Source organism: Virgibacillus salexigens (assembly GCF_014905415.1).
Lineage (GTDB): Bacteria > Bacillota > Bacilli > Bacillales > Amphibacillaceae > Virgibacillus > Virgibacillus salexigens.
On record NZ_BNEO01000002.1, the window covers coordinates 1,188,611 to 1,210,829 of the forward strand.

Below are 22,219 nucleotides of genomic sequence, written 5' to 3' on the forward strand. Positions count from 1 at the left end.
ATAACCAGTTTATTGGTTATCTCCTTCTCTTATTGTTTCCTCTAGCTCTAAAATTACAATCTCTACTCGTCTATTCTTACTCCAATTGTCAGCTGAGTCATTAGGTACAATTGGTTGTGTGTCTGCATAGCCTACGGACGAAAAACGATTGCTATCTAAGTTATTCTCCTGTAATAAGTAGCGGATTACACTGCTTGCTCTAGCGCCAGATAATTCCCAATTCGAAGGATAGCGGTAATTGGCAATTGGCCTATTATCCGTATGTCCTTCAACATAAATATGATTGGGAAGCTCTAATAACAAAGACCCAATTTTATCTAAAAACGGCTTTCCTTCATCTAAAATTTCTGCCTCACCAGAAGCAAATAAAATACGTTCTTGTAGTATTAACTCTACTCCTTGGTCCGTTCGATTAGCAGCAATCACTTCATTTAAATTATTGTCATTTAAATAAGTGTTAACTTCTTGCATTAACCTGTCTAAAGAAGATTTCTCCTCCAGATCATCCATAGATGGTAACGCAATCTCCTTCGTTAATGTCTCTGTTTCTTGGTTACGTGATGGATGCTCCAGTGGCACCAGTGATGAATAGGAATCAAAAATCATGTCGTTTCGAAAGGATTTAGAAATAGCCTCAAATTTCTCTAAGTCAATCTGCGACATGGAGAACAATAGAATGAAAAAGACTAGAATTAGGGTAACCATGTCTGAATAGGTAACCATCCATTTAGGAGCACCTGTCTTATGCGACTTTCTGATCTGCCTACGCTTCATGAATGCTTTCCTCAACAAATTCAGAAGATTGTTGTTCTGTTTGTTTGCGCTTTACATCATCTGAAAGAAAGGCACGGAGCTTTTCTTCTAATATTCTTGGATTCTGCCCTGATTGGACACCAATGACACCCTCAATAATTATTTCTTTCATAAAAACTTCTTCTTCGGTTTTACTCTCTAGTTTGTTTGCCATCGGTATAAACACTAAATTGGAAAGAACCGTTCCATACAACGTTGTAAGTAACGCTACAGCCATACTAGGGCCAAGGGTGGAAGGATCTTGTAAATTATTAAGCATTAATACAAGCCCCACCAATGTTCCTATCATTCCCCAAGCAGGTGCATATTCCCCTGCTTTTTCAATTAATGATCTGCCCTTATAATGTCTATCTTCTAAAGCTGTTATTTCAGCTTCCATGATATCCCTAATTATTTCCGGATCGATACCATCTACTGTTAATAGGATTCCTTTTTTTATATATGGATCTTTGATTTCTTCCAGTTCATTTTCTAAAGCTAGTAAACCTTCACGCCTTGCACGATTGGATAATTGAACAAACAACCGTATTAATTCTGTTAATTGCTGATCATTTTTGTGAAAAGATTCACTTATAACGCTCTTCGTCAACTTAATCTGTTCTAACTTAAAATTAATTAGCATCGAAGCTGACAATCCTCCAATAACAATAAAAATGGAGGAAACATCTAGAAACCTCCATGCGCTGCTTGTATCACCTTTAGAAATGATAGCAAGCATGATCATAATAAAACCTAATGTAATGCCGATAGGAGTCAAAATATCACGTTTTCTCATCGTACCCTCACCTCAGAAAATCGATTAATTATCTCTACTCCTATTATCGGCATGTTCCATTATTTTGTTGAGTTTCTTTTTTCAATTCGGTGAGGCAATACAACTTTACTATCTTGAACCTCTTCTTTATTCATATATTTCGTTAATAGTCGCATTGCTACTGCCCCAATATCATACATCGGTTGGACAATGGTAGATAGCGTTGGGCGGACCATCGTAGCTAGTCGCGTATTATCAAACCCAAATACTTGGATATCCTCAGGCACTCGATAGCCTTTATCTTGCGCTCCGTGAATAACGCCAAGTGCCATCTCGTCTGAAGCTACAAAAATAGCTGAAGGAACTTGATCGTCGTCAACAAACTGATTGAATGCCTCAATACCTGAACTATATGAATAGTCACCTTTAACAACTAAGGATTCGTCTACAGAATGGGAAGCTTCACTCAACGCCTTTGCATACCCCTTGTATTTCAATTGATTAATATGTGTCTCCTCTAATCCAGAAACAAACGCAGGTATATTATTGTCTTCATCAATTAAATACTTTGTTGCTTCATAAGCAGCTTGCTCATAATCAATGTTAACGGATGGGATTTCGTTATTTTCATCATAGGTTGCTGCAAGTACAACCGGAACAGAAGAACTCTTGAATTGCTGTACATGCTGTTCTGTAATATTTCCTCCCATAAAAATAATTCCATCTACTTGTTTTTCTAACATTGTATTGATTAACTGTAGTTCCTTATCTTCATTTTGATCAGAATTACTTAAAATCATATTATACTTGTACATCGTTGCAATATCTTCTATACCTCTGGCTAATTCCGCAAAGAAGATGCTAGAAATATCTGGTATAATCGCGCCTACTGTAGTTGTCTTTTTACTCGCAAGACCTCTTGCTACAGCATTTGGACGATAACCCAATCGTTCAATTGTAGCTAATACCTTCTTACGTGTTGTTGGTTTTACATTCGGGTTCCCATTAACTACACGGGACACTGTTGCCATTGATACATTTGCTTCTCTTGCTACATCGTATATTGTAATATTCATCTTATTTACCTCCTAGAATATAGAAATCGTTCTCTATTTTCTATATCATACTCTACTATGAAAAATTTTTCAAAACAAAAAAGGCTGAGGCACCTCGAAGGGTGATCAGCCTCCCTATTCAGAACAGATGAAATAACCAGAGTATTATTTCATTCGATTAGACATATCTACAATTTCTTCCATAAATTGGTTGAATGTAGGAATATCCATTTGTTGAGCTGAATCAGAAAGTGCAACTGCCGGATCTGGGTGTACTTCTGCCATAACACCATCAGCACCGATAGCGATGGCAGCTTTTGCTGTTGGTAATAGAAGATCTCTTCTACCAGTAGAATGCGTAACATCAACCATTACAGGTAAATGTGTTTCTTGTTTTAAGACAGGGACTGCTGAGATATCCAAGGTATTCCTTGTAGCTTTTTCGTATGTGCGTATCCCTCGTTCACATAATATAATATTTTCGTTGCCTCTGGAAATAATATATTCTGCTGCATTGATAAATTCAGAAATGGTTGCGGATAAACCACGCTTTAATAGAACTGGTTTATTCACATCACCAGCAGCTTTTAGTAATTCAAAGTTTTGCATATTTCTAGCACCGATTTGGATTACGTCTACATAATCAAGGGCTTTTTCAATATGAGCTGGGTTCACAATTTCACTAACAACTGCTAAATCATGTTCATCTGCTGCTCGTTTTAATAGCTGTAAGCCTTCTAAACCCAATCCTTGGAAATCATAAGGTGATGTTCTCGGTTTGAATGCTCCTCCACGTAGCAGCTTTAAACCTTTATCTTTTACCGCTTTAGCAACACTAGCAACTTGTTCGTATCCTTCGACAGCACATGGACCCATGATAAAATGTACACTTCCATCGCCGATGTTCGCTCCATTAATATCAATAACGGTATTCTCTGGTTTTTTCTTTCTAGATACAAGCAATGCTTTACGATGATCATCTTCTTGTAATTCTAAGCTAGCCTTAAAAATCTCTTTGAAAATATGTTCAATAGTCGCGTTTTCAAACGGACCATCGTTACTAGATGTAATTTTATCTAACATATCCCTTTCACGCACAGGGTCAAACCGATTGATGCTCTGTTTCGCTTTAATATCTCCAATTTGTTGCACAAGTTTAGCGCGCTCATTAATTAATTTTAAGATGTCTTGGTTTACTTGATCCAAATGATCTCTCACTTGATCTAATTCACTCATATTATGCTCCCCCTATGCCTTTGATTTTTAATAATTAGTGACAATTATAGCTAAAAATTTTTTCTTTGTCGATAAAAAGTTTATAATTAATTCATATTAACTGTTTGAAAGGATTTTTTATGGATGAAGGATCGGATTTTTGCCCTAGATATCGGCACGCGCTCAGTAACAGGAATCATATTACAAAAACAAGATCAACGGTATCATATGCTAGACTTTTTTACCTTAGAACATAAAGACAGATCCATGAGAGATGGACAAATACATAATGTTGTTGCAGTGGCTGACACAATAAATCAAGTTAAGCATCATTTGTCAGATAAGTATGGAACATTAGAAAAGGTGTATGTAGCTGCAGCAGGCAGAGCATTAATGACTACTCAGGCTACTGCCTCAGTGAAACTTCAAGATAAACCGATTACTACAGAGGAAACCATTAGACATCTTGAACTTAGCGCTGTTCAAGCTGCTCAAGCAAAACTAGCCGTTGAAGAACAGACAGCGAATCTATCAACCTATTATTGCGTTGGATATTCTGTATTGCATTATCAGATAGACAATCAACAAATTGGGTCCTTAATTGATCAGCGCGGTGATGAAGCAACAGTTGAGATCATCGCTACTTTCTTGCCTCGTGTGGTTGTTGAATCATTGTTAGCTGCATTAACTAGAGCGAATTTGCAAATGGAGGCGCTCACTTTAGAACCAATTGCTGCAATTCATGTATTGATACCAGAATCGATGCGAAGATTAAATGTAGTTCTGGTGGACATAGGTGCTGGTACAAGCGATATCGCGATTACGAATCAAGGAACAATCGTAGCATACGGTATGGTTCCATTAGCAGGTGATGAAATTACAGAAGCAGTCAGCGATCAATATCTACTAGATTTTTCTATAGCAGAAAAAACAAAACGATCTATTGTAAATAATGGTGAAGCAGTAGTGAAAGATATTTTAGGATTTGAATCCACGATAAATTACGATACATTTGTAAATGATATTTCGACTGCAATAGATTATCTTGCCTCGCAAGTAGCTGAAGAAATACTTCGTCTAAATTCGCATCCTCCCAAAGCAGTCATGCTTGTTGGTGGCGGAAGTTTAACCCCTAACATTACCAGCACTATTGCTGAGAAATTACAACTTCCAGTCAATCGGGTTGCTGTACGTGGGATAGATAATATTGACCAGCTTAGCTCTTCTGAGAATCTTCCAATTGGACCTGAATTTGTCACTCCAATTGGAATTGCGATTTCTGCGAATCAGCATCCTGTTCAATATGTAAGTGTCAGCGTAAATAATAGTACAATTCGGTTATTTGAATTACGTAAGTTAACCGTCGGAGATTGTTTGATTCAGGCAGGAATAGATATCAAAAAATGGTATGGCAAGCCAGGTATCGCTTCTATGATAACTGTCAACGGCAAAGAAATTACAATACCTGGCCAGTATGGACAGCCTCCAGAAATTCAAGTGAATGAATTCTTGTCCTCAGTGGATAAGCCAATAACTGATGGAGATCAAATCTCAATAAGGAAAGGTGAAGATGGAGATTCTCCATATGTAACGATTGAGGAGTTGCTTGGAGATATTCGACCAATAGCTATCTATGTTAATGACCAATTACGTCCATTATATCCTATTTATAAAGTTAACCAACAGCGACAAAATAAAACGTATACGCTAAAAGATGGGGACAAGATCCAATGGCATCAATCCTGCCGTGTAGGTGAAGTTATTCATACTGTATCCAATGAAAATTTAAGTACAGAAGAATCTTTTATTGTTTATGTAAATAAGGAAAGTATAAAATTCTCTGTTGGAACAAGTATATTTGTAAATAACAGGAGAGTAGATCCAGGCCATAAGCTTAGACAAGGTGATCGTGTACATTATGTTCACACAAAGGAGCCAACTGTTAAGCATTTATTGGATCGACTTAAAAAAGATTATTGGTATTCGATAGCGATTCATTTTAATAAAGAAATCATTCAGTTATCCCAACCAAGATATAGCATAAAAGGACAACAAGGCTTGATAAACCAAGATACGGTATTGAGACACAATGACCATATTGAAATATTTGAGAAGGAACAACCTTCTTTTATATTCCAGGATATATTTCGTTATATTGACTTAGATGTAACAACCATGAACGGAAATTTCTCCATATTAATAAATCAAAGGGCCATCAGGCTTTACGGATCCAATACATCATGGAGATCGATTAGAAATTATTTGGTAAAATTCAAAAACAAAAATATACACGTCTATATAAGAAGAGAAGCTGTACCACCATTAATTGTAACTTACGAGTAACAATTCAAGTGTGGACAGCTTCTGTTTGTAGTTTTAAGCGGTAGATATTCGGCGGAAGGTATTGATAACGTGTGATTTATGAAAGTGCTAGGTACGCTATAAAAATCAGCAACGCATCAAATCCAATAGCATAGGCCAAAAAAGCTGGGTTAATCATACTGGATGGCTCCTCGTTGCTTTAGAATCACGATCAAGGTCATTATCTTTTCTATCTACTTCTCTTCCAACTTTTATAGTGAAGAATCTATAGTGGCCAGTAATGCACTCAATAGTATTAAGAAATACATATAATCCCCTTTTTTTATGCTTTATCTAAAGGAAGAAATTATACATAAAAGAACGTAGACGATTCTGATGTGTCACAAGCCTATTAGAATATTATACCAATTGTGAAATTAAAAGAAGCTTGTAGAAAAGGTGATTGAACCTTTTCTACAAGCTTTAACCCAATATCAATTTTTCTTTTCTAATTCTTCCGCAGCATCTTCAATTGCTTCTGCAACTTCTTCAGCCGCTTGTAATGCTTCATCTTCCTTTTTTCGTTTATCTTGTAATTTAGATTGAACATTTTTAGTTAGATCTTTTGTCTTTTCAGAAGCAGATTTTGTAATCTGTGCTGTGGAATCCATTGCTTTTTGTTTAAGCTCAGAACCGGTTGTGTATGCCTTATCCTTCCAATCTGCCCCTTTCTCAGCAGCAACATCTTTCCATTCGTATGCACGCTGTTTTACCTGATAAGCACCACTATTTATATCTCCCCTAAGTTCTTTACCAGCCTTTGGTGCTAATAATAAAGCAGTTACTGCACCGACAACCCCACCAATAAAACTTCCTATTAAAAAGTCCTTCGTATTTAAATTATTATCTGACATGTCTATCTCCTCCTGATACTAGTTATTTATTTTTTCTTCCAAATATCTATTAACGCCGATCCCCATCTAATTGCTTGAGAGGTTTTCTCAGGGTCTTTTTCAGCAGCTTTAGATACGCTATTCGTTAACTGTTTCAGTGATTGATTGAAATCTTTAACCGTCTCACCAATCCCTCTAGCTCCATCAAAAAGCCCGTTTAGTTTTGTTGACTTCTGATTCATATCATCTGCTAACTTATTGGTTTTTGTTAACAACTGCGTCGTTTCATCTGTAATTCCTTGCATTTGCTTATCCAAACTTTCTAAGGTGTTTGCTACGTTATGTAGAGTTTGTTTTGCTGCTTTCAACGTTATAACAAAATAAATAACGAGAATAACAAATGCGAGGGCTGCAATAATAGCTGCTATATATCCTATTATCTCCATGACCTTACACTCCTTCAATTCCTTCGATGTCTATTTAGTGATATATAATGAATCGTTCAAAAACATTCATGTATACCAATAAAGTATAGCAAATATTGTTATAAAATAAAAATACCCCCATTATGCATGGGTGAAACATGTTTTATTTTTCATTTGTATTCCTTTCCTTTGTTATTGCTTATAATAACCATTTCGACAGAAATCTATAAATTCCTTTATTTTTTTTAAAATTTTGGAAGACATCGCAATATCACTTCACATTTTTAGTTTTTAAAAGAAAAGAAAGAGCCTGTTGCCATCGGCACAGACTCTTTTCAATTTGCTATTTAATTGTTAGTGCTTCTTCATATGCCTGCTGGAATTTTTGAATATCCCCAGCACCCATGAATATTAATACACTATCATCGAATTCTTTTAGTGCTTCCGTTTGAGATAATTCCAAGATCGAACTATGATCAATAAGCTTCTGTAAATCGTCAATCGTCAACTGACCTGTTTCCTCTCGAGCTGAGCCAAATATATCACAAAGATAAACTCTGTCAGCCTGAGCAAGACTATCAGCAAATTCTTGTAGAAATGTTTTCGTCCGTGTAAATGTATGTGGTTGAAATATCGCAACAACCGATTTATCTGGATATTTTTTTCTTGCTGACTCAATAGTAGCAGTAATTTCTTTTGGGTGATGTGCATAATCATCAATTAGAATTTGGTTGCCAATTTGCTTTTCAGTAAATCGGCGCTTCACACCTCCAAAAGTTGCTAAATGTTTAATACTCTCTACATCCACTTCTTCATAATGACAAATTGCAATTACAGCCAGAGCATTTAAGACATTGTGATTTCCATACATTGGTATCGTAAATGTATCATAATAGGTATTACGAACAAACACGTCAAATGACGTACCATTAGGTGTTTCTGTTATGTTTTGGGCTTGGAAATCATTGGTATCAGCAAACCCATAATATACAACTGGTACTTTGGCTTGAATTTGCTGTAATTGTTCATCATCGCCACATGCGATGATCCCTTTCTTAACTTGATCGGCCATCGATTGAAAAGCTGCGAATACATCATCAATACTTGTAAAATAATCCGGATGATCAAAATCAATATTCGTCATAATCGCATAGTCTGGTTCATACCTCAGAAAATGGCGCCGATACTCACAGGCTTCAAATACAAAATATTGACTATCAACATGCCCCTTACCTGTGCCATCACCAATTAAATAAGAAATAGGAAATGTATTTTTCAATACATGTGATAACAACCCAGTTGTAGATGTTTTTCCATGAGCACCCGTTACAGCTATGCTTGTATATTGTTTTAACCATTCACCTAAGAAATCATGATACCTATAAAATGTTACGCCTTTTCTTTTCGCTTCCTTTATTTCAAGATGGTCATCTGAAAATGCATTTCCAGCGATGACAGTATAGTCTTCTTTGATGTTGCTTTCTGAAAAAGGAAATATGGGAATGTTTTTATCTTCTAAGGCTTCTTGTGTAAAAAAACGTTTCTCAACATCTGAACCTTGCACTGTTTCCCCAGAATCATAAAGTATTTGTGCAAGAGCACTCATTCCTGTTCCCTTTATACCAATAAAATGGTAAGTTGTCATAAAAGAACCTCCATATTTTACGTAAAAAGGATTCAATCATCTTTTTATCTATTTTTTACAGCTATTTTTTTATTATAGCAAATCCTGTTTTAGAATAAAATGAATTATAGTTTTTTCATAAATTCGTTTTAATATTCATTTCCACCAATATAAGGCACCTGTTCCAAGCGAGGATTGGGACGATAACGCCGTCCCTCTTTAGCTTCAGGTGTGCCGTTTAATAAAACGTTATCACCGGTAAAGCCAATATTCAATTTAAGTAAACTTCTTCCAACCCCATACATATCAACAGGTACTCCTAATTCTTCAAATTGCACAATTCGATCTTCCGTAAATCCACCGCTAACCATTATTTTCACATGAGAGTAGCCTTCTTCATCTAAAGCATTTCGTAAGGCGAATATTAGTTCAGGATTTACACCTCGTGGATCAAAAGTACCCATTAAATGATGATTTCTTAAGAAATATTTATCCACTAATGTTCGAGAAGTATCTAATCGAACGGATTTTAATTCACTTCCAAACTCACTAGCCACTTTAAGAGAATCCGTAATAACATCATTATTATAATCAACAAGTGCAGCTAGATCATCCTCAGGAAAAAGCTCATGGTACGCTTTACAAGCAGCTACAATATCACCACGGAACATTTGAATAAGCGCATGAGGCATTGTTCCCATTCCTTCTTTTCCCCACCATTCATTCATAGCATGTGTTGCCTGAGCTGTAGAACCACCAATAAAAGCAGCATAACCATCACCTGCTTGCTGGGTGTAATGATCGTCTCGATCTCCCATAAAAATAACAGGCTTTTGCTTACCAGAGGTACGGGCGGCTTTTACAACATTGTATACATTCGTGGCTACAGATGTTCTTCTTGATAGAATCCCATCAATAATTCCTTCCAAATAGCCAAACTGGTGGTATCCACCTGATACAGTCAATACAGATTCAAACGGCCGTACTTTATCACCATCTTTTAAAGAATGAATTTCTAATGTTTCTGGATTGTCTGCAAAAGTATGTAGTAAAGCAATTGCTTCATCCGTTCCACAAAGTACTGCATCTGATTTTTGAAAGAATTGCATGGTTACTTGATTATCTGGTAATTTCTTTTCAGCTATGTCTTTCGTTTTAAGAAAATAAACGGCAGAGAACCAGCCCTCTTTAATTCGTTCATCAAACTTAAATGTTTTATTGGTTAACCGTTTTATTTTGCCATTTAATTTTTGTTCGATTTCCTTCATGTTTTTGTTTTCTCCCTTAGCATATAATCCTACAGTTAATCATATATAAATTTGGTTGAGGAAACAAGACATACAGCCACCATTGTTTAAAGCATTTCCTCAACCTGCGATGCTGTAACTAATACTTCGCGAGGCTTACTTCCGTTTTGACCGGATATTATCCCCCGCTGCTCCAAACTGTCAATGAGTCTTGCAGCACGATTGTAGCCTATTTTAAAGTGGCGTTGCAACAACGACGTACTAGCTCCATTTTGCTCAAGAACAAATTTAACAGCATCTTTCAAATGATCATCCTCCTCCTCATCCATCGCTACTTGCTCTAACAACTCCTCTTGCTCAAACAAGTAATTAGGTTCAGCAATACTTCTAGTATAATTGGTGACTCGTTCGATTTCTTCATCAGATACAAACGGTCCCTGAAGGCGCATGCTCTTTCCTGCTCCATTTTCAATAAATAGCATATCCCCTTTTCCAAGCAACTTTTCAGCTCCACTTGTATCAAGTATCGTACGTGAATCCACTTGAGAAGATACACTAAATGCAATTCTTGTAGGTATATTTGCTTTAATAAGTCCAGTGATAACATCTACCGACGGACGTTGTGTCGCTAGCAATAAGTGAATTCCGCATGCTCTTGCTTTCTGGGCAATTCTGCTAATTGCATCTTCTACATCCTGAGGGGAAACCATCATTAAATCAGCCAGTTCATCAATAACAATTACAATAAATGGCAGTTTATCTTGTGTGCGTTGCTGTTTGTCCATTTTTTGATTATAGCGCTCAATATCGCGTACTCCCTCATGCACAAACTTCTCATATCGGTCTTCCATCTCTGTCACAGCCCATTTGAGTGCGGCAGTAGCTGCTTTCACATCCGTTATTACAGGGGAAACCAAATGTGGAATACCGTTATAGGGTGCTAGCTCTACCATTTTAGGATCAATTAATAAGAATTTAACCTCTTCGTGACTTGCCTTGTATAATAAACTGATTAATATCGTATTGATACAGACACTTTTACCAGACCCCGTTGCACCAGCTATTAATCCATGTGGCATCTTTTGAATATTGGTTATTAAAGGTTGCCCTTCAATACTTAACCCTAAAGCGATTGTTAAAGGAGATGTATTTCTTTTAAACGCATCTGTCTCAAATATCCCCTGTAGCCCTACCATCTGTGCTTTGCGATTTGGAATTTCAATTCCGATTGTATTTTTCCCAGGAATAGGGGCTTCAATTCGAATATCTCTAGCGGCCATATTTAATTTTAAATCATCGCTTAGATTCTTCACTTTACTAACCTTAACCCCTAATTCAGGTTGTACTTCAAATCGTGTTACAGAAGGTCCTTGAGTTGCGTTTACTACCTTAGCTCGTACATTAAAATGCTTTAAGGTTTGTTCAAGCAATTGTTGTTGTTGTTGAACCCAGTGATCATCATCTGCATTTGTTCGATCGATATCATCTAATAGATAGTACGGAATACTCGTATCCTTCTTATTGAATAATTCTTGTTTGGTTATTTCTGATTTCTGTTCAGATTCTCGCCTTTTTGCTTTCTTTGATTTTTCCATTAAGTTTTTCTTATCTCTGGGAGTCATCATCACGTTGAATGGAATAGTCGCCCTTCCACTTTGACGCTCTTGTTTTTTATGTTCCCGTTGGTTGACCCGTTTAGATGACCGTCTTCTATCTTCACTAATCGAACAATTTTCTGTTTCTTCTGATTTTCTCGGCTGCTGCTTACTACTATCTTTTACTTCTGAAATATTAACGGAAGCAGGCGTAGCATTTTCTTCATGTAAAAGTTCGCTAACTTTTTCCTCCTCTATTGTTTCAGCTGCAATCTCCCGTTCTGCGATTTCCACTGATTCTTTTCGGATTTCTTGATTTATTTCGCTAGAAAATGGTTCTTTATTTTTCTCATCTACTTTACGTTGATATGCCGGAATATTTTCTACTTTTGCTTTTTGTTCATCTCTAGGGCGAAACCCATAGATAGGGGAAGGTACTTCTGTTGGTTTAAAGGGTACATCTGGATCTTTTTTATAAACTTTATTTGCCGATTGCTCCCTTTCAACATTTCTTCCTTCTTCCTGAGACAATGAATGACTAGTATGATACGTACTCCTATCAGAATTTGATCTTCTTGAGCGTTTTCGTTGGTAAGCTGGTAGTTCTTCACTGTTCTCCATGTTCTTTTTCTCAAGTCGCACACTACTCTGCTGTTGTTGTTCCGGTTCAATTCTCGAGCTTCGATCCTCGTTTAGATTATTATTCATGAAATTATGGTTATTTGTTTTTACTGAATTTCGATTTTTCTTTCGTGTATTTTCTTTTCTTTGTTCAGCTTGATCAGGAATAACGGGAAAGCGAAACGATTTATTCGTAGGATATTGATACATCATTTTTGCCTCGAGATTACTTTTCTCCGTTTTATGATTTTCCTCTTGCTGTTCTTCAATTTCACTTTCTGCAAAAAGACTTTTAATTTTCTGTTTCCAATGATCCCACACATCAATTCACTCATTTCTGTATCTAAAAATCTTGTGTTCCTTTATTGTAGCAGGTTTCATCCATTCTTTGGAAGGTTTCTTGTGAATATAATCCTATAGACAAGTTCTTTAGATTGTATCCTTTTTCTTTACATTTCTCAAAGAACGTTGATCTGCTTAACAAAAAGAAAAACAACCCTCGTAATACTTGCAGGTTGTTTTTGTCCTTTACTAGATCACGAATGGTTCTCCAGCTCGATAAGAATTGTCTAAAACATAGATCCCTTTTTCTTTTGGTGCATTTGGCAAACCCAACTCTTTCTGGGAACATATCATACCATTCGAAGGAACACCTCGTAATTCTGTCGGTTTAATTTTTAATCCACTTGGCATCGTAGCTCCTACTTTGGCAACAACTACATTCTGCCCTTGATCCACATTTGGAGCACCACACACAATCTGTAACGTTTCATCTCCAACATCTACTTGACAAACACTTAATTTATCAGCATTTTCATGTTGCTCTTTACTCATAACATGTCCAATAACGAACTTAGGACGTAAGTCAAAATTCAAATAATCATCTAATTCTAATTGGTTAAATAATTGCTTGAGTTCACCTAATCCCTCTTCAGTTAGCATTATTTTTCCATTGGTTAAGAAAGAAAAATAAGTGGACGCATGAAAGATGTTATAACCTAAAACTTTATCTGAATCACCGGTAATCCGAACAACATCACCAATCCTTTCATGTCTCACGTCATAACGATTTCCTTCTGAGATTGGGATAATAAGTACATCACCAATACCATTGACATTGTAAAATACATCCATTCGCTTGATCATCCTTTTCGGTTTATTGATTCTTCTCGGGTTTGTTTTTAGCTAGTATAAACACAGGCTCTAATGATTTTTCTTCATAAATCATTGGTAAAGATGTAATAGGAATTCTTCCTTCAGCAAAGAATTTCATAGTCATCTGAGCTAGAATATCATATCCAGCTTTGTTCTGAACATCTGTAACAATTAAGACATCTTGATGAGGAACAGCAACAGCTAACTCCCCTTTACTATTCGCTTTCATTTCTTCTAAAAATGCCTCATTTAAAATTCGGCTCGCATCATACCCATCTTGTGTGGAAATAAAATAAAAATCATTTTCAGCCACTTGCTCATGTTTGTAATCCAAGGATAACGAACGTAAATTGAAAGTTGCAATTTCATCTATCCGTTCTTTGGTCCAACCTTCATTATGAAGTAGTTCTTCATCAATTAGGCGATAGGATTTTCCTAAATCTAATGCGTAAAAGATTCTTGTTTCCGCTGTATGATCTTTAAAAATCAATTCAGTTCCAGCATTGGTGACTGTTGGAAAGGAAGTAGCTCGAATAACCGGATAAATTTGTTTTTCCATTCCAGCTAGGTGTTGCTCTTCATTCATGATTCGTAATGCTTCCTTAATATGATCAACTAATTCATCTATGACGATTTCCCCGCGCTGGTTATATTTCCCTACTACATTCGGCAAGGTGATGGTAATCCCTTTTTTTGTTTCTTTCCTTTCAATTCGAAACGTATCCTTATCCCGGTTATATGATGTTCGAAAATCGTCATTTGCTAAATGTTGTTCTAGAATTTGTTTTAATTTTAAGCTTGTCATTTTCATTTTGATTCCCTCCTAACACAAATCTAGTTTGGAAGATTATTAAGGAATTGGACAATCTCTTCTTTCGTCTTACGATTCTTACTTACAAATCTACCCGTTTCCTCACCATTACGGAAAGCGACAAAGCTAGGGATTCCAAATATTGCGTACTCCTGGCAAATATCAATAAATTCGTCTCTATCTACTTTTACAAAAGTATAGTTTGGAAATTCTGCCTCTATTTCTGGTAATACAGGTTCAATCACTCTACAATCTGGGCACCATCCGGCAGTAAAATAGAATACGATATTCGACTGATTGATCCTTTTTTCAAATGTTTCATGAGATCGTAATGTTTCCATTTATATCATCTCCTTTGTTTATGACAGAATAGAATGGATAATGTTTCTAATAGAAGAAACAACGGTATACCATTGTCTAAAAAAATCGATGCATTTTCGTATTTTAAATTAAACCTTATAGGTATATTATTTTACTTTTATATCCTGCATCCACTTGCAATGAATTGGCTTGTCTTTTGGATTACACCATACGTATATTAGAGCCCCTAATTGAATGAACGAATTGTACAGCTACCTATTCCTTTACCTATATTACTATGAATTTCATAGAATGTGAAACGTTCGAGATCAATCTACTACGTAAAATGCTTTTCAGTTATTTTAATTTTGTATACTATAGATATAGAAGGATTTATGAGGAGGGAGAAAGCGCATGGAACTCACAGTATATTTAGCTGGACAAATTCATGATGATTGGAGAGAAACTATAAAACAGCTGGCACAAGAAAAGGGATTACCTTTAACCTTTGTTGCACCACAAACCAATCATGATCGCTCAGATAATATTGGAGAAGCGATATTGGGTAACCAGCCGAGCAAGGTTTATAAAGATGAAGCCGCTTCGAAGATAAATAACTTTAGAACCCAGGTTTTGATGGAAAAAGCAGATATTGTCATTGCGCTATTTGGTGAAAAATATAAGCAATGGAATACCGCTATGGACGCAAGTCAGGCGATATCATTAAATAAACCAACAATTATCGTTCGACCAGATTCACTTATCCATCCTTTAAAAGAGTTGTCGGAAAAAGCAAATGTAACTGTCGAAACAATTGAACAAGCAATAGATGTTATTCATTATGTATATGAGTAAACATAGTGAAAGATAAATAACCGGTTGAGCAGAACAGCTCTACCGGCTATTGTATTCCCATTGACCACGTAATAATTTAACAACATGGCTAAACATCGTTTGTCTCGAAATCATTTCATTTGTAAATATGCCAATAGCTCCCTCTTTCTTCCCTACATTTTTTCGTTTGGCATACGCATTCATAATGTCTCCAAGTTCCATCCCGTGTTCTAATTGGATATCTATTTCCTTCGGTAAGGGAATACGAGCACCGCTAGCAGTAAAAATTGTCTGATCAGGAATTACTAATGCTCCCCAATTACAAAGAAAGAGTTGCTCTTCAACATACATCACTCCACCTTCTAAACCAATCCCCATTGTATCACTAGAAGTGCAAGCTACTGCTCGGTTAATTGCTCCTTGTCTCGTCTCATCATCAGAGAAAGGTTGAGGAGAAACATGTGATGGAACAACTTTTGAGTCAACCATTTTCTCATGGAATACTTCTTTTACTGCATTTACTTTAGCAGGATTAGTGGAACCGACAATTATATTCATTTCTTTCATCCTCTACAAGACCTTAGATTAAACAGATTGGTGAATGTAATTTAATGTGTTTTGGTCTGTTGATTTAATTAATTGTATTAATAGTTCTTTAGCAGCAGCGTAATCATCCACATGAATAATAGAAGCAGAAGTATGGATATAGCGTGAGCAAATTCCTACAACTGCTGAAGGCACTCCATGATTAGTCATATGGACACGTCCAGCATCTGTTCCTCCTTGCGATATAAAATATTGGTACGGAATATCATGGCTTTCCGCCGTATCTAATACAAAATTTTTCATACCTTGATGTGTAATCATCGAACGATCAAATATACGGAGTAATGCTCCTTCGCCTAATTGACCGAATTCTTCTTTATTACCGGATGCGTCATTAGCAGGTGAAGCATCTAACGCAAAGAATATATCTGGTTTAATCATATTTGCCGCTACTTGAGCACCTCTTAACCCAACCTCTTCCTGGACAGTCGCCCCAGAGTACAAATAGTTAGGTACAGATTGGTTGTGTAATTCCTTCAGTAGTTCAATGGCTAATCCACATCCATATCGATTATCCCAAGCTTTCGCCATAATTTTCTTATTATTGGCCATAGGTGTAAATGGTGTCAACGGGACAATGGGTTGCCCTGGCTTAATTCCAATTTTTTCTGCATCATCTTGATCATCGGCACCAATATCTATAAGCATATGTTTCATTTCCATTGGTTTTTTCCGTTGTGCATCTGTTAAATTATGTGGTGGTATCGAACCAATAACTCCAATGACTGGTCCGTTTTCCGTCATAATTTGAACGCGTTGAGCTAATAAGACTTGGCTCCACCAACCGCCTAATGTTTGAAAACGAATCATCCCATTTTTTGTAATTTGTGTAACCATAAATCCAACCTCATCCATATGACCAGCTACCATTACTCTTGGACCTTTTCCCTTTTTAACACCAAAAACACCACCAAGATGGTCTTGAATCACCTCATCAGCATACTTGTCAAGTTCTCTTTTCATAAATGAACGGACTGGGTGTTCATTACCCGGAGCTCCCTGTAATTCGGTTAATTCCCTAAACATTGCTAATGTCTCTTGATTCATCTCTCATATCCCGCCTTTGCTATGTAATATAGCTAGTATAACGGAAATAGTCGATGTATATCCACTATTCCTTAATAAATAAACATACCTTGATTTATTATTTTCTATTTTTTTCAGAATACGATATACTAACATTTGTAGACCCAAAACTACCGATTTTAATATTATAGCAAGAGGTGAACATGATATGAGTGTAAAAAAAGCGGTTCTTGCAGCAGGATTAGGTGTAGCCGTCGGTTATATTGCTAAACAACAATTAGATCAAATCCAAAAAATAACACCAGAAAAAGCTTTAAAACAAGCAAAAGAAACTTTTAAAAAACAAGGACCAATTAGTGGTTCATGGATTTATATGAAACCACAAGAAGTAGAAAAAAACGGTTTATTGTACAATGCCTATCGTGGTGGAGTAACACGCAGCCTCGATGGCGAAAATAAACAGTATGAATTCTATGTTGATGTTGAAACAGGAGCAGTCATTGACTCTGTTCAAACCGTATAATGAACATCCAAACGGAAAGCTGCTCAAGTTCTGAGCAGCTTTTAATTCCTATCTGTATAGCGTGTTCGCTCAACTAAATTTTTGATTTCACCATTTTTATTAAACTGAATCGCACGATAATAGGCATCATGATAAAACGTGTACCAAGCTTGTTTATCATAACCATATTTCATCCATTTTTCTTTTTCATGTACTGTGGTAACGGGATAATCATCATACGCTAATGCCCACAGTTTATTTTGATGCGCATGTGTCGGCATAATATCCGCCATATGGATAAAACACTCATTTCCTTCTTCAAATACGAGAATAGAATGTCCATTACTATGTCCCCCCGTATGAATCATTTTTAGACCTGGCGTTATCTCTATTTCCTTATCGAAAACGTGAACCTGGTCAACGATTGGTACCCAATTATTCTCCCAATACGTATTAGATGATCGAATATTCGGCTTCTGCATTTCTTTCCATTCAATTGAAGATGTGTAAATGATTGCATTTTGAAAAACAGAAGTTAAGGAGTCCCCATTCTTCTTTGTTAATCCACATGCATGATCAAAATGAAGATGTGTCATAAGGACAGCATCGATATCATCTGGTGTTAATTCTATTTGTGCTAAAGCGTTCTCGATGTAGGATTGTTCGATAACGCCAAAATTACGGATCTGTTTATCAGACAACTTACCTGCGCCTATTCCAGTATCAATTAAATAGTTTCTATTGTCGATTTCCACTAAAATTGGATCTGTTCGTAACTCAATTTGATTATTATTATTGGATGGATACTTCTTACTCCAAAGTGGTTTTGGTACGACACCAAACATGGCTCCACCGTCCAAAAAAGTAACTCCACCGCGCAACCAAGTTAATCTAGCTCTACCTACTTGCAAATTCTCCATTTATATTCCCCCCTTTTCCTATTAGTTTAGCAAAGAACAGTCAGCTAGCAAACGCTCTCTAAAATGCAAAAAAACAATCGATCGAATATATCGTCGATCGATTGTTTGTCTACATATTGTGGAAAGATACACGACATCTATAGATTGGCTGGCCTTTGCTCGAAAACTTCTCCTCATATTCTGTCATCCTATTGGTTGGATCATGAATACGATGCAGATCCAAATTGACTTCCTCAAGTTGCATCCCAAATTGAGAGAAGCTTGTTAACGAGTACTCAAATAATCCCATATTATCGGTTTTTAGAATGACTTCTCCCGACGGTTGTAACACTTCTTGATATTTTTCTAAAAAGGTATGATAGGTAAGTCTCCGTTTTTCATGCCTGTTTTTAGGCCACGGATCCGAAAAGTTCAAATAAATCGTTGCTAATTCGCTTTCTGCAAATATTTCTTTTAGATTAGCAGCATCTTCATTAATCAACACAATATTATTTTGTTTCGATTCGTTGATTTTTTGAGCTGCTGTAACAATGATACTTTTAGCGAGTTCAATTCCAATAAAATTAACTTCTGGAAACTGTTTAGCCATCTCAACAATAAATTGTCCTTTTCCTGTTCCAATTTCAATATGAACGGCTTTATCATTACCAAAGAATTTTTTCCATTTACCTTTGTATTCTTGCGGATTTGGAATAACAATATGTGTATTCTCTTCTAAAAAATCGTCTGCCCACGGCTTATTTCGTTGACGCATCATTTAAGCCTCTCTTTCTGTATTTAGAGGTATAGAAATGTAATGATGAACGATACTAAGGAAGAGGTGATAACGAATGACATTAAACACAAACAATCAATTAACATTGTTAATAGACCTTTTAGATGAACAAAAAGGCGAATGCTGTGGCCATGTTTCGGAGTATCAACAAATCTCTAGACTCGTTCAATCTTTAATGAATAATAATAACGTTACGGATCAAGAACTACTTCGTATTCTTCCTGAAATATACAGCTATGGAAAAGATGGGGAAATTGTTGAAAATATAGAAGGTCATATAACCGCAAATGATCAAAATTTAGCATCATGGCTTCATGCGCTACATCAAACTAGTGAACGTTAAATGCTCTAATTTGCTCGTTTAATTCTTCTAAGTCCGTTAATCTTTCCCTGTATTTAATCAATTCATCTCGTTCTAAATGCCAACATAAATAATGTAACACATCAAGAAGTAAATACCAGTACATCCGTTCAATTAAATGGTCGTCACTAGTGACACCATAGTGCTCTAACCACTCATTCCAATTTTCTTTAGGAATATACCAGTTTAATATCATTCCATAATCTGTTACAGGATCTGCAATCAGAGCATTATCCCAATCAATCAAATGAAGATGTCCTTCTTTTGAAAGTAAAATGTTATTATGATTTAAATCACCATGACATACGACCAATTTTTGCTTTCTAGTAATTGGTAATAATTGCTCCAAAAAAACAAGTGCTATTCTTACTTGATCTTGGTTAAATAAACCAATACGCTCTAATCTCAATCTTATATTAGAAAAACTTTCATCAGATGTGACAGGTTTTTTCCCTAATCGCATAAGCATATATAATAATTCCGAGGAATGGTGGATTTTGTGCAGCAGCTCAGCAACACGTAAATGCTGCATTTCTGCTGGCTTCAATTCCCTTCCTTCAAGCCATTCCTGTGCTGTAATCACATCACCATTTTCCATACGTTTTGTCCAAATTAGCTTGGGAACAATTCCTTCGGCTGATAATACAGCCAAAAATGGCGAAGAATTACGTTTTAAAAATAATCGTTGATTCTCTTTTGTAGCTAGATAAGCATCTCCAGTCAATCCCCCTGCTGGAGTAATCTCCCATTCATAACCTAGAACTCGCTTCAGCCAGTCCACCATAAATTCCTCACATCTTTCAAAATTTAGCGTTCAATAATACATTTTATCTAGTTCTAAGCAAAAATACAAATATGTGAATAGTTTAGCATGTTCTTCGCTTCCCCACCACAGTCAATTATTTTCTTCTGTGAATCCAAAAGCATACGTTTCTTCATCCCATTCCGGCCGCTTGACTGAGCTTGTTTGACAATGTTTTAATAATGCATCTGCCACTCGCAATTGCTGGTTTTTTAATGGTGAAGACAAACTACGCATTGTTAAGAACCATTCTTCATATTGCTTTCTACCAACGAGCTGAGTATAAAAAGGTTCGTCAGTATACAGTATTTCGTTTGTTTTTGATAATACTGTCTTCTTAATTGGAAATTCTAAATCATGAAAGGCAAGTACACTTTTTATGATTTGTTCAGTCCGTTTTAAAGCGATATGAGGATTTATAATTTTATATCGCTTATCTTGTACATCCACTGTCCATGTTCGTTCATCACTAGCGATAATCATAGCATCTTTACCCTCATCCATTAAATATATAATTTCTATATTAATCGGCGTAATTACAATGATTTCTCCCTCTATTGGTGCTTTTTTTATATTAAAAATTGGATAATACATAATGAGATATGTATCTGGAAAGCGCTGAAGAAAATATTTTATTTCCGGATCATAGCTGTATTTTTGATTAATATAAGAAATATCCGTTATTGTGGAAGTTGCCCACTTCATCTGAATCTCCATTAAACGATTCAAGAAATAATGCTTTAGCTCTTCTTTGGTAGGTGGTAAAGATTCTGTATGATCTCGCTCCCCTGTTACATCTACCCTCGGTTTCTGTTTCCACCGTTTCCATTTGGAAAAACGTGATGATTTAGGAGATGCTTCTTCTTCCTCCGGTTCCTCTACGATCTGCTCCCATTCTACAGTCAATTTTTTCCAATTTTCTTGTTTCAATCGTATAAACTGACTTGGATAGCGAAATGGGTTCCATTCATAGCGAGAAATATAATCTTGAAGCTTAATTAATTGAGCCAGATGCTCCACCCCCTTGTTCGTGAAACGTAGCAATTATTCTATATTTTGGAATACGGTTCGGATAAATACGAAATAGTGTAAATTCACGTACATCTATTTTTATGGGCCCCTGGACATTTGCTTTAACTTGATCCAACTTATTCAACCAATCGTTCTGTCCAATCCATTTTTTAGCTAACGTTATATGTGGTATATAAATTCTGTTTTCCTTTGAAAATCCAACTTCCAAAGAAGCTAGTTCTATTTTTTGGTATAACGCAGTCAACTGCTTAGATAATTCGACAGAGACATATAATACTCTGGGTCTTGCTGGATTACCAAACGTTTCGATATTACCTGCTTTTAAAGTGAATCCCCGAAAAGAAATTTGATGTAAGCGATGAATCAATGCTTTTAATTTAATATCGGAAACAGGGCCTAAAAACTTTAATGTAATATGCATATCTTGCCAATCCGTCCATTGTTTGTATGGCAGATTGCTTATTTGCTGTTGCGTTAAAGAAAAACGTTCTTTCACATCATTAGACAATGGGACAGCTATAAAATAATGCGGTTCTCCAGTCATGATAAGCC

Annotated in this window: 23 protein-coding genes; 4 read left to right on the forward strand and 19 right to left on the reverse strand. The window is 36.1% G+C overall.

Annotated features, from left to right (window positions below; translation table 11 throughout):
- Window positions 1-9: 9 nt before the first annotated feature.
- The 4 genes from motS to JKP73_RS13965 form a co-directional block, all read right to left on the reverse strand.
- Window positions 10-774, reverse strand: a complete 765-nt coding sequence (motS, locus tag JKP73_RS13950; protein ID WP_021290833.1) for a flagellar motor protein MotS — start codon at window positions 772-774, stop codon at window positions 10-12.
- Complete coding sequence (motP, locus tag JKP73_RS13955; RefSeq protein ID WP_200411428.1) at window positions 764-1,588, reverse strand: flagellar motor protein MotP; 825 nt, start codon at window positions 1,586-1,588, stop codon at window positions 764-766. Before motP ends, motS begins: the two co-directional genes overlap by 11 nt.
- 59 nt (window positions 1,589-1,647) lie before the next feature.
- Entirely contained in the window at window positions 1,648-2,643 is a 996-nt protein-coding gene (gene ccpA, locus JKP73_RS13960; protein ID WP_160807015.1) for a catabolite control protein A, read from the reverse strand.
- A 144-nt stretch (window positions 2,644-2,787) separates the two neighbouring features.
- A complete protein-coding gene (locus JKP73_RS13965; RefSeq protein ID WP_021290830.1) occupies window positions 2,788-3,858 on the reverse strand; it encodes a bifunctional 3-deoxy-7-phosphoheptulonate synthase/chorismate mutase in 1,071 nt (356 codons plus the stop codon).
- A 123-nt stretch (window positions 3,859-3,981) separates the two neighbouring features.
- Between JKP73_RS13965 and JKP73_RS13970 the strand changes: the two genes are divergently transcribed.
- On the forward strand, window positions 3,982-6,180 hold the full coding sequence (locus JKP73_RS13970) for a cell division protein FtsA (protein WP_234447112.1): 2,199 nt from the start codon (window positions 3,982-3,984) through the stop codon (window positions 6,178-6,180).
- Window positions 6,181-6,632: 452 nt separating this feature from the next.
- Here the strand turns inward: JKP73_RS13970 and JKP73_RS13975 are convergent, their stop codons facing one another.
- The 8 genes from JKP73_RS13975 to JKP73_RS14010 all read right to left on the reverse strand — a co-directional run bounded on the left by JKP73_RS13975 (window position 6,633) and on the right by JKP73_RS14010 (window position 14,850).
- Window positions 6,633-7,052, reverse strand: a complete 420-nt coding sequence (locus tag JKP73_RS13975) for a YtxH domain-containing protein (protein ID WP_021290829.1) — start codon at window positions 7,050-7,052, stop codon at window positions 6,633-6,635.
- 26 nt (window positions 7,053-7,078) lie between these two features.
- Window positions 7,079-7,477 carry a DUF948 domain-containing protein gene (locus JKP73_RS13980; RefSeq protein WP_160807013.1) on the reverse strand — a complete coding sequence of 133 codons (399 nt, stop codon included), beginning with the start codon at window positions 7,475-7,477 and terminating at the stop codon, window positions 7,079-7,081.
- A gap of 322 nt (window positions 7,478-7,799) precedes the next feature.
- Window positions 7,800-9,101, reverse strand: coding sequence for a UDP-N-acetylmuramate--L-alanine ligase (murC, locus tag JKP73_RS13985; RefSeq protein ID WP_021290827.1), 1,302 nt, complete (start codon window positions 9,099-9,101; stop codon window positions 7,800-7,802).
- 128 nt (window positions 9,102-9,229) lie between these two features.
- Window positions 9,230-10,348, reverse strand: a complete 1,119-nt coding sequence (locus JKP73_RS13990; RefSeq protein ID WP_021290826.1) for a nicotinate phosphoribosyltransferase — start codon at window positions 10,346-10,348, stop codon at window positions 9,230-9,232.
- A gap of 86 nt (window positions 10,349-10,434) precedes the next feature.
- A complete protein-coding gene (locus JKP73_RS13995; protein WP_234447113.1) occupies window positions 10,435-12,864 on the reverse strand; it encodes a DNA translocase FtsK in 2,430 nt (809 codons plus the stop codon).
- Between the two features lie 210 nt (window positions 12,865-13,074).
- A complete protein-coding gene (gene ytpR, locus JKP73_RS14000) occupies window positions 13,075-13,677 on the reverse strand; it encodes a YtpR family tRNA-binding protein (RefSeq protein ID WP_021290824.1) in 603 nt (200 codons plus the stop codon).
- Between the two features lie 22 nt (window positions 13,678-13,699).
- On the reverse strand, window positions 13,700-14,509 hold the full coding sequence (locus JKP73_RS14005) for a DUF1444 domain-containing protein (protein WP_021290823.1): 810 nt from the start codon (window positions 14,507-14,509) through the stop codon (window positions 13,700-13,702).
- Between the two features lie 23 nt (window positions 14,510-14,532).
- Window positions 14,533-14,850, reverse strand: coding sequence for a thioredoxin family protein (locus JKP73_RS14010; protein ID WP_021290822.1), 318 nt, complete (start codon window positions 14,848-14,850; stop codon window positions 14,533-14,535).
- 373 nt (window positions 14,851-15,223) lie between these two features.
- Here JKP73_RS14010 and JKP73_RS14015 point away from each other — a divergent pair, with 373 nt between their 5' ends.
- On the forward strand, window positions 15,224-15,664 hold the full coding sequence (locus JKP73_RS14015; RefSeq protein ID WP_160807012.1) for a YtoQ family protein: 441 nt from the start codon (window positions 15,224-15,226) through the stop codon (window positions 15,662-15,664).
- A 39-nt stretch (window positions 15,665-15,703) separates the two neighbouring features.
- Here the strand turns inward: JKP73_RS14015 and JKP73_RS14020 are convergent, their stop codons facing one another.
- Both JKP73_RS14020 and JKP73_RS14025 read right to left on the reverse strand, forming a co-directional pair.
- The gene (locus JKP73_RS14020) at window positions 15,704-16,201 is read right to left on the reverse strand and encodes a DUF84 family protein (RefSeq protein ID WP_200411429.1); all 498 of its coding nucleotides are present in this window, start codon (window positions 16,199-16,201) and stop codon (window positions 15,704-15,706) included.
- 27 nt (window positions 16,202-16,228) lie between these two features.
- Window positions 16,229-17,296 carry a M42 family metallopeptidase gene (locus JKP73_RS14025; RefSeq protein ID WP_021290819.1) on the reverse strand — a complete coding sequence of 356 codons (1,068 nt, stop codon included), beginning with the start codon at window positions 17,294-17,296 and terminating at the stop codon, window positions 16,229-16,231.
- Window positions 17,297-17,483: 187 nt separating this feature from the next.
- Here JKP73_RS14025 and JKP73_RS14030 point away from each other — a divergent pair, with 187 nt between their 5' ends.
- Window positions 17,484-17,798, forward strand: coding sequence for a PepSY domain-containing protein (locus JKP73_RS14030; protein WP_021290818.1), 315 nt, complete (start codon window positions 17,484-17,486; stop codon window positions 17,796-17,798).
- 41 nt (window positions 17,799-17,839) lie between these two features.
- On the opposite strand, the gene JKP73_RS14035 is transcribed toward JKP73_RS14030, so the two are convergent.
- Both JKP73_RS14035 and trmB read right to left on the reverse strand, forming a co-directional pair.
- A complete protein-coding gene (locus JKP73_RS14035; RefSeq protein WP_200411430.1) occupies window positions 17,840-18,697 on the reverse strand; it encodes a YtnP family quorum-quenching lactonase in 858 nt (285 codons plus the stop codon).
- A 109-nt stretch (window positions 18,698-18,806) separates the two neighbouring features.
- Window positions 18,807-19,451: a tRNA (guanosine(46)-N7)-methyltransferase TrmB gene (trmB, locus tag JKP73_RS14040; protein ID WP_160807274.1), complete on the reverse strand. Its 645-nt coding sequence runs from the start codon at window positions 19,449-19,451 to the stop codon at window positions 18,807-18,809.
- Window positions 19,452-19,527: 76 nt separating this feature from the next.
- Here trmB and JKP73_RS14045 point away from each other — a divergent pair, with 76 nt between their 5' ends.
- Window positions 19,528-19,815 (forward strand): YtzH-like family protein, encoded by a 288-nt coding sequence (locus JKP73_RS14045; RefSeq protein ID WP_160807011.1) that lies wholly within the window; start codon window positions 19,528-19,530, stop codon window positions 19,813-19,815.
- Here the strand turns inward: JKP73_RS14045 and JKP73_RS14050 are convergent.
- The 3 genes from JKP73_RS14050 to thpR form a co-directional block, all read right to left on the reverse strand.
- The gene (locus JKP73_RS14050; RefSeq protein ID WP_160807010.1) at window positions 19,802-20,617 is read right to left on the reverse strand and encodes a phosphotransferase family protein; all 816 of its coding nucleotides are present in this window, start codon (window positions 20,615-20,617) and stop codon (window positions 19,802-19,804) included. The two genes, JKP73_RS14045 and JKP73_RS14050, sit on opposite strands and share 14 nt — an antisense overlap.
- 111 nt (window positions 20,618-20,728) lie before the next feature.
- On the reverse strand, window positions 20,729-21,655 hold the full coding sequence (locus tag JKP73_RS14055; protein WP_160807009.1) for an NERD domain-containing protein: 927 nt from the start codon (window positions 21,653-21,655) through the stop codon (window positions 20,729-20,731).
- Window positions 21,630-22,211, reverse strand: a complete 582-nt coding sequence (thpR, locus tag JKP73_RS14060) for an RNA 2',3'-cyclic phosphodiesterase (protein WP_160807008.1) — start codon at window positions 22,209-22,211, stop codon at window positions 21,630-21,632. The genes JKP73_RS14055 and thpR overlap by 26 nt, the downstream gene beginning before the upstream one ends.
- Window positions 22,212-22,219: the final 8 nt, after the last annotated feature.

Excerpts from the sequence above, each read along its gene's own strand:
- motS (WP_021290833.1), bottom strand. The coding sequence starts at position 774 with ATGAAGCGTAGGCAGATCAGAAAGTCGCATAAGACAGGTGCTCCTAAA.
- motP (WP_200411428.1), bottom strand. The coding sequence starts at position 1,588 with ATGAGAAAACGTGATATTTTGACTCCTATCGGCATTACATTAGGTTTT.
- ccpA (WP_160807015.1), bottom strand. The coding sequence starts at position 2,643 with ATGAATATTACAATATACGATGTAGCAAGAGAAGCAAATGTATCAATG.
- JKP73_RS13965 (WP_021290830.1), bottom strand. The coding sequence starts at position 3,858 with ATGAGTGAATTAGATCAAGTGAGAGATCATTTGGATCAAGTAAACCAA.
- JKP73_RS13970 (WP_234447112.1), top strand. The coding sequence starts at position 3,982 with ATGAAGGATCGGATTTTTGCCCTAGATATCGGCACGCGCTCAGTAACA.
- JKP73_RS13975 (WP_021290829.1), bottom strand. The coding sequence starts at position 7,052 with ATGTCAGATAATAATTTAAATACGAAGGACTTTTTAATAGGAAGTTTT.
- JKP73_RS13980 (WP_160807013.1), bottom strand. The coding sequence starts at position 7,477 with ATGGAGATAATAGGATATATAGCAGCTATTATTGCAGCCCTCGCATTT.
- murC (WP_021290827.1), bottom strand. The coding sequence starts at position 9,101 with ATGACAACTTACCATTTTATTGGTATAAAGGGAACAGGAATGAGTGCT.
- JKP73_RS13990 (WP_021290826.1), bottom strand. The coding sequence starts at position 10,348 with ATGAAGGAAATCGAACAAAAATTAAATGGCAAAATAAAACGGTTAACC.
- ytpR (WP_021290824.1), bottom strand. The coding sequence starts at position 13,677 with ATGGATGTATTTTACAATGTCAATGGTATTGGTGATGTACTTATTATC.
- JKP73_RS14005 (WP_021290823.1), bottom strand. The coding sequence starts at position 14,509 with ATGAAAATGACAAGCTTAAAATTAAAACAAATTCTAGAACAACATTTA.
- JKP73_RS14010 (WP_021290822.1), bottom strand. The coding sequence starts at position 14,850 with ATGGAAACATTACGATCTCATGAAACATTTGAAAAAAGGATCAATCAG.
- JKP73_RS14015 (WP_160807012.1), top strand. The coding sequence starts at position 15,224 with ATGGAACTCACAGTATATTTAGCTGGACAAATTCATGATGATTGGAGA.
- JKP73_RS14020 (WP_200411429.1), bottom strand. The coding sequence starts at position 16,201 with ATGAATATAATTGTCGGTTCCACTAATCCTGCTAAAGTAAATGCAGTA.
- JKP73_RS14025 (WP_021290819.1), bottom strand. The coding sequence starts at position 17,296 with ATGAATCAAGAGACATTAGCAATGTTTAGGGAATTAACCGAATTACAG.
- JKP73_RS14030 (WP_021290818.1), top strand. The coding sequence starts at position 17,484 with ATGAGTGTAAAAAAAGCGGTTCTTGCAGCAGGATTAGGTGTAGCCGTC.
- JKP73_RS14035 (WP_200411430.1), bottom strand. The coding sequence starts at position 18,697 with ATGGAGAATTTGCAAGTAGGTAGAGCTAGATTAACTTGGTTGCGCGGT.
- trmB (WP_160807274.1), bottom strand. The coding sequence starts at position 19,451 with ATGCGTCAACGAAATAAGCCGTGGGCAGACGATTTTTTAGAAGAGAAT.
- JKP73_RS14045 (WP_160807011.1), top strand. The coding sequence starts at position 19,528 with ATGACATTAAACACAAACAATCAATTAACATTGTTAATAGACCTTTTA.
- JKP73_RS14050 (WP_160807010.1), bottom strand. The coding sequence starts at position 20,617 with ATGGTGGACTGGCTGAAGCGAGTTCTAGGTTATGAATGGGAGATTACT.
- thpR (WP_160807008.1), bottom strand. The coding sequence starts at position 22,211 with ATGACTGGAGAACCGCATTATTTTATAGCTGTCCCATTGTCTAATGAT.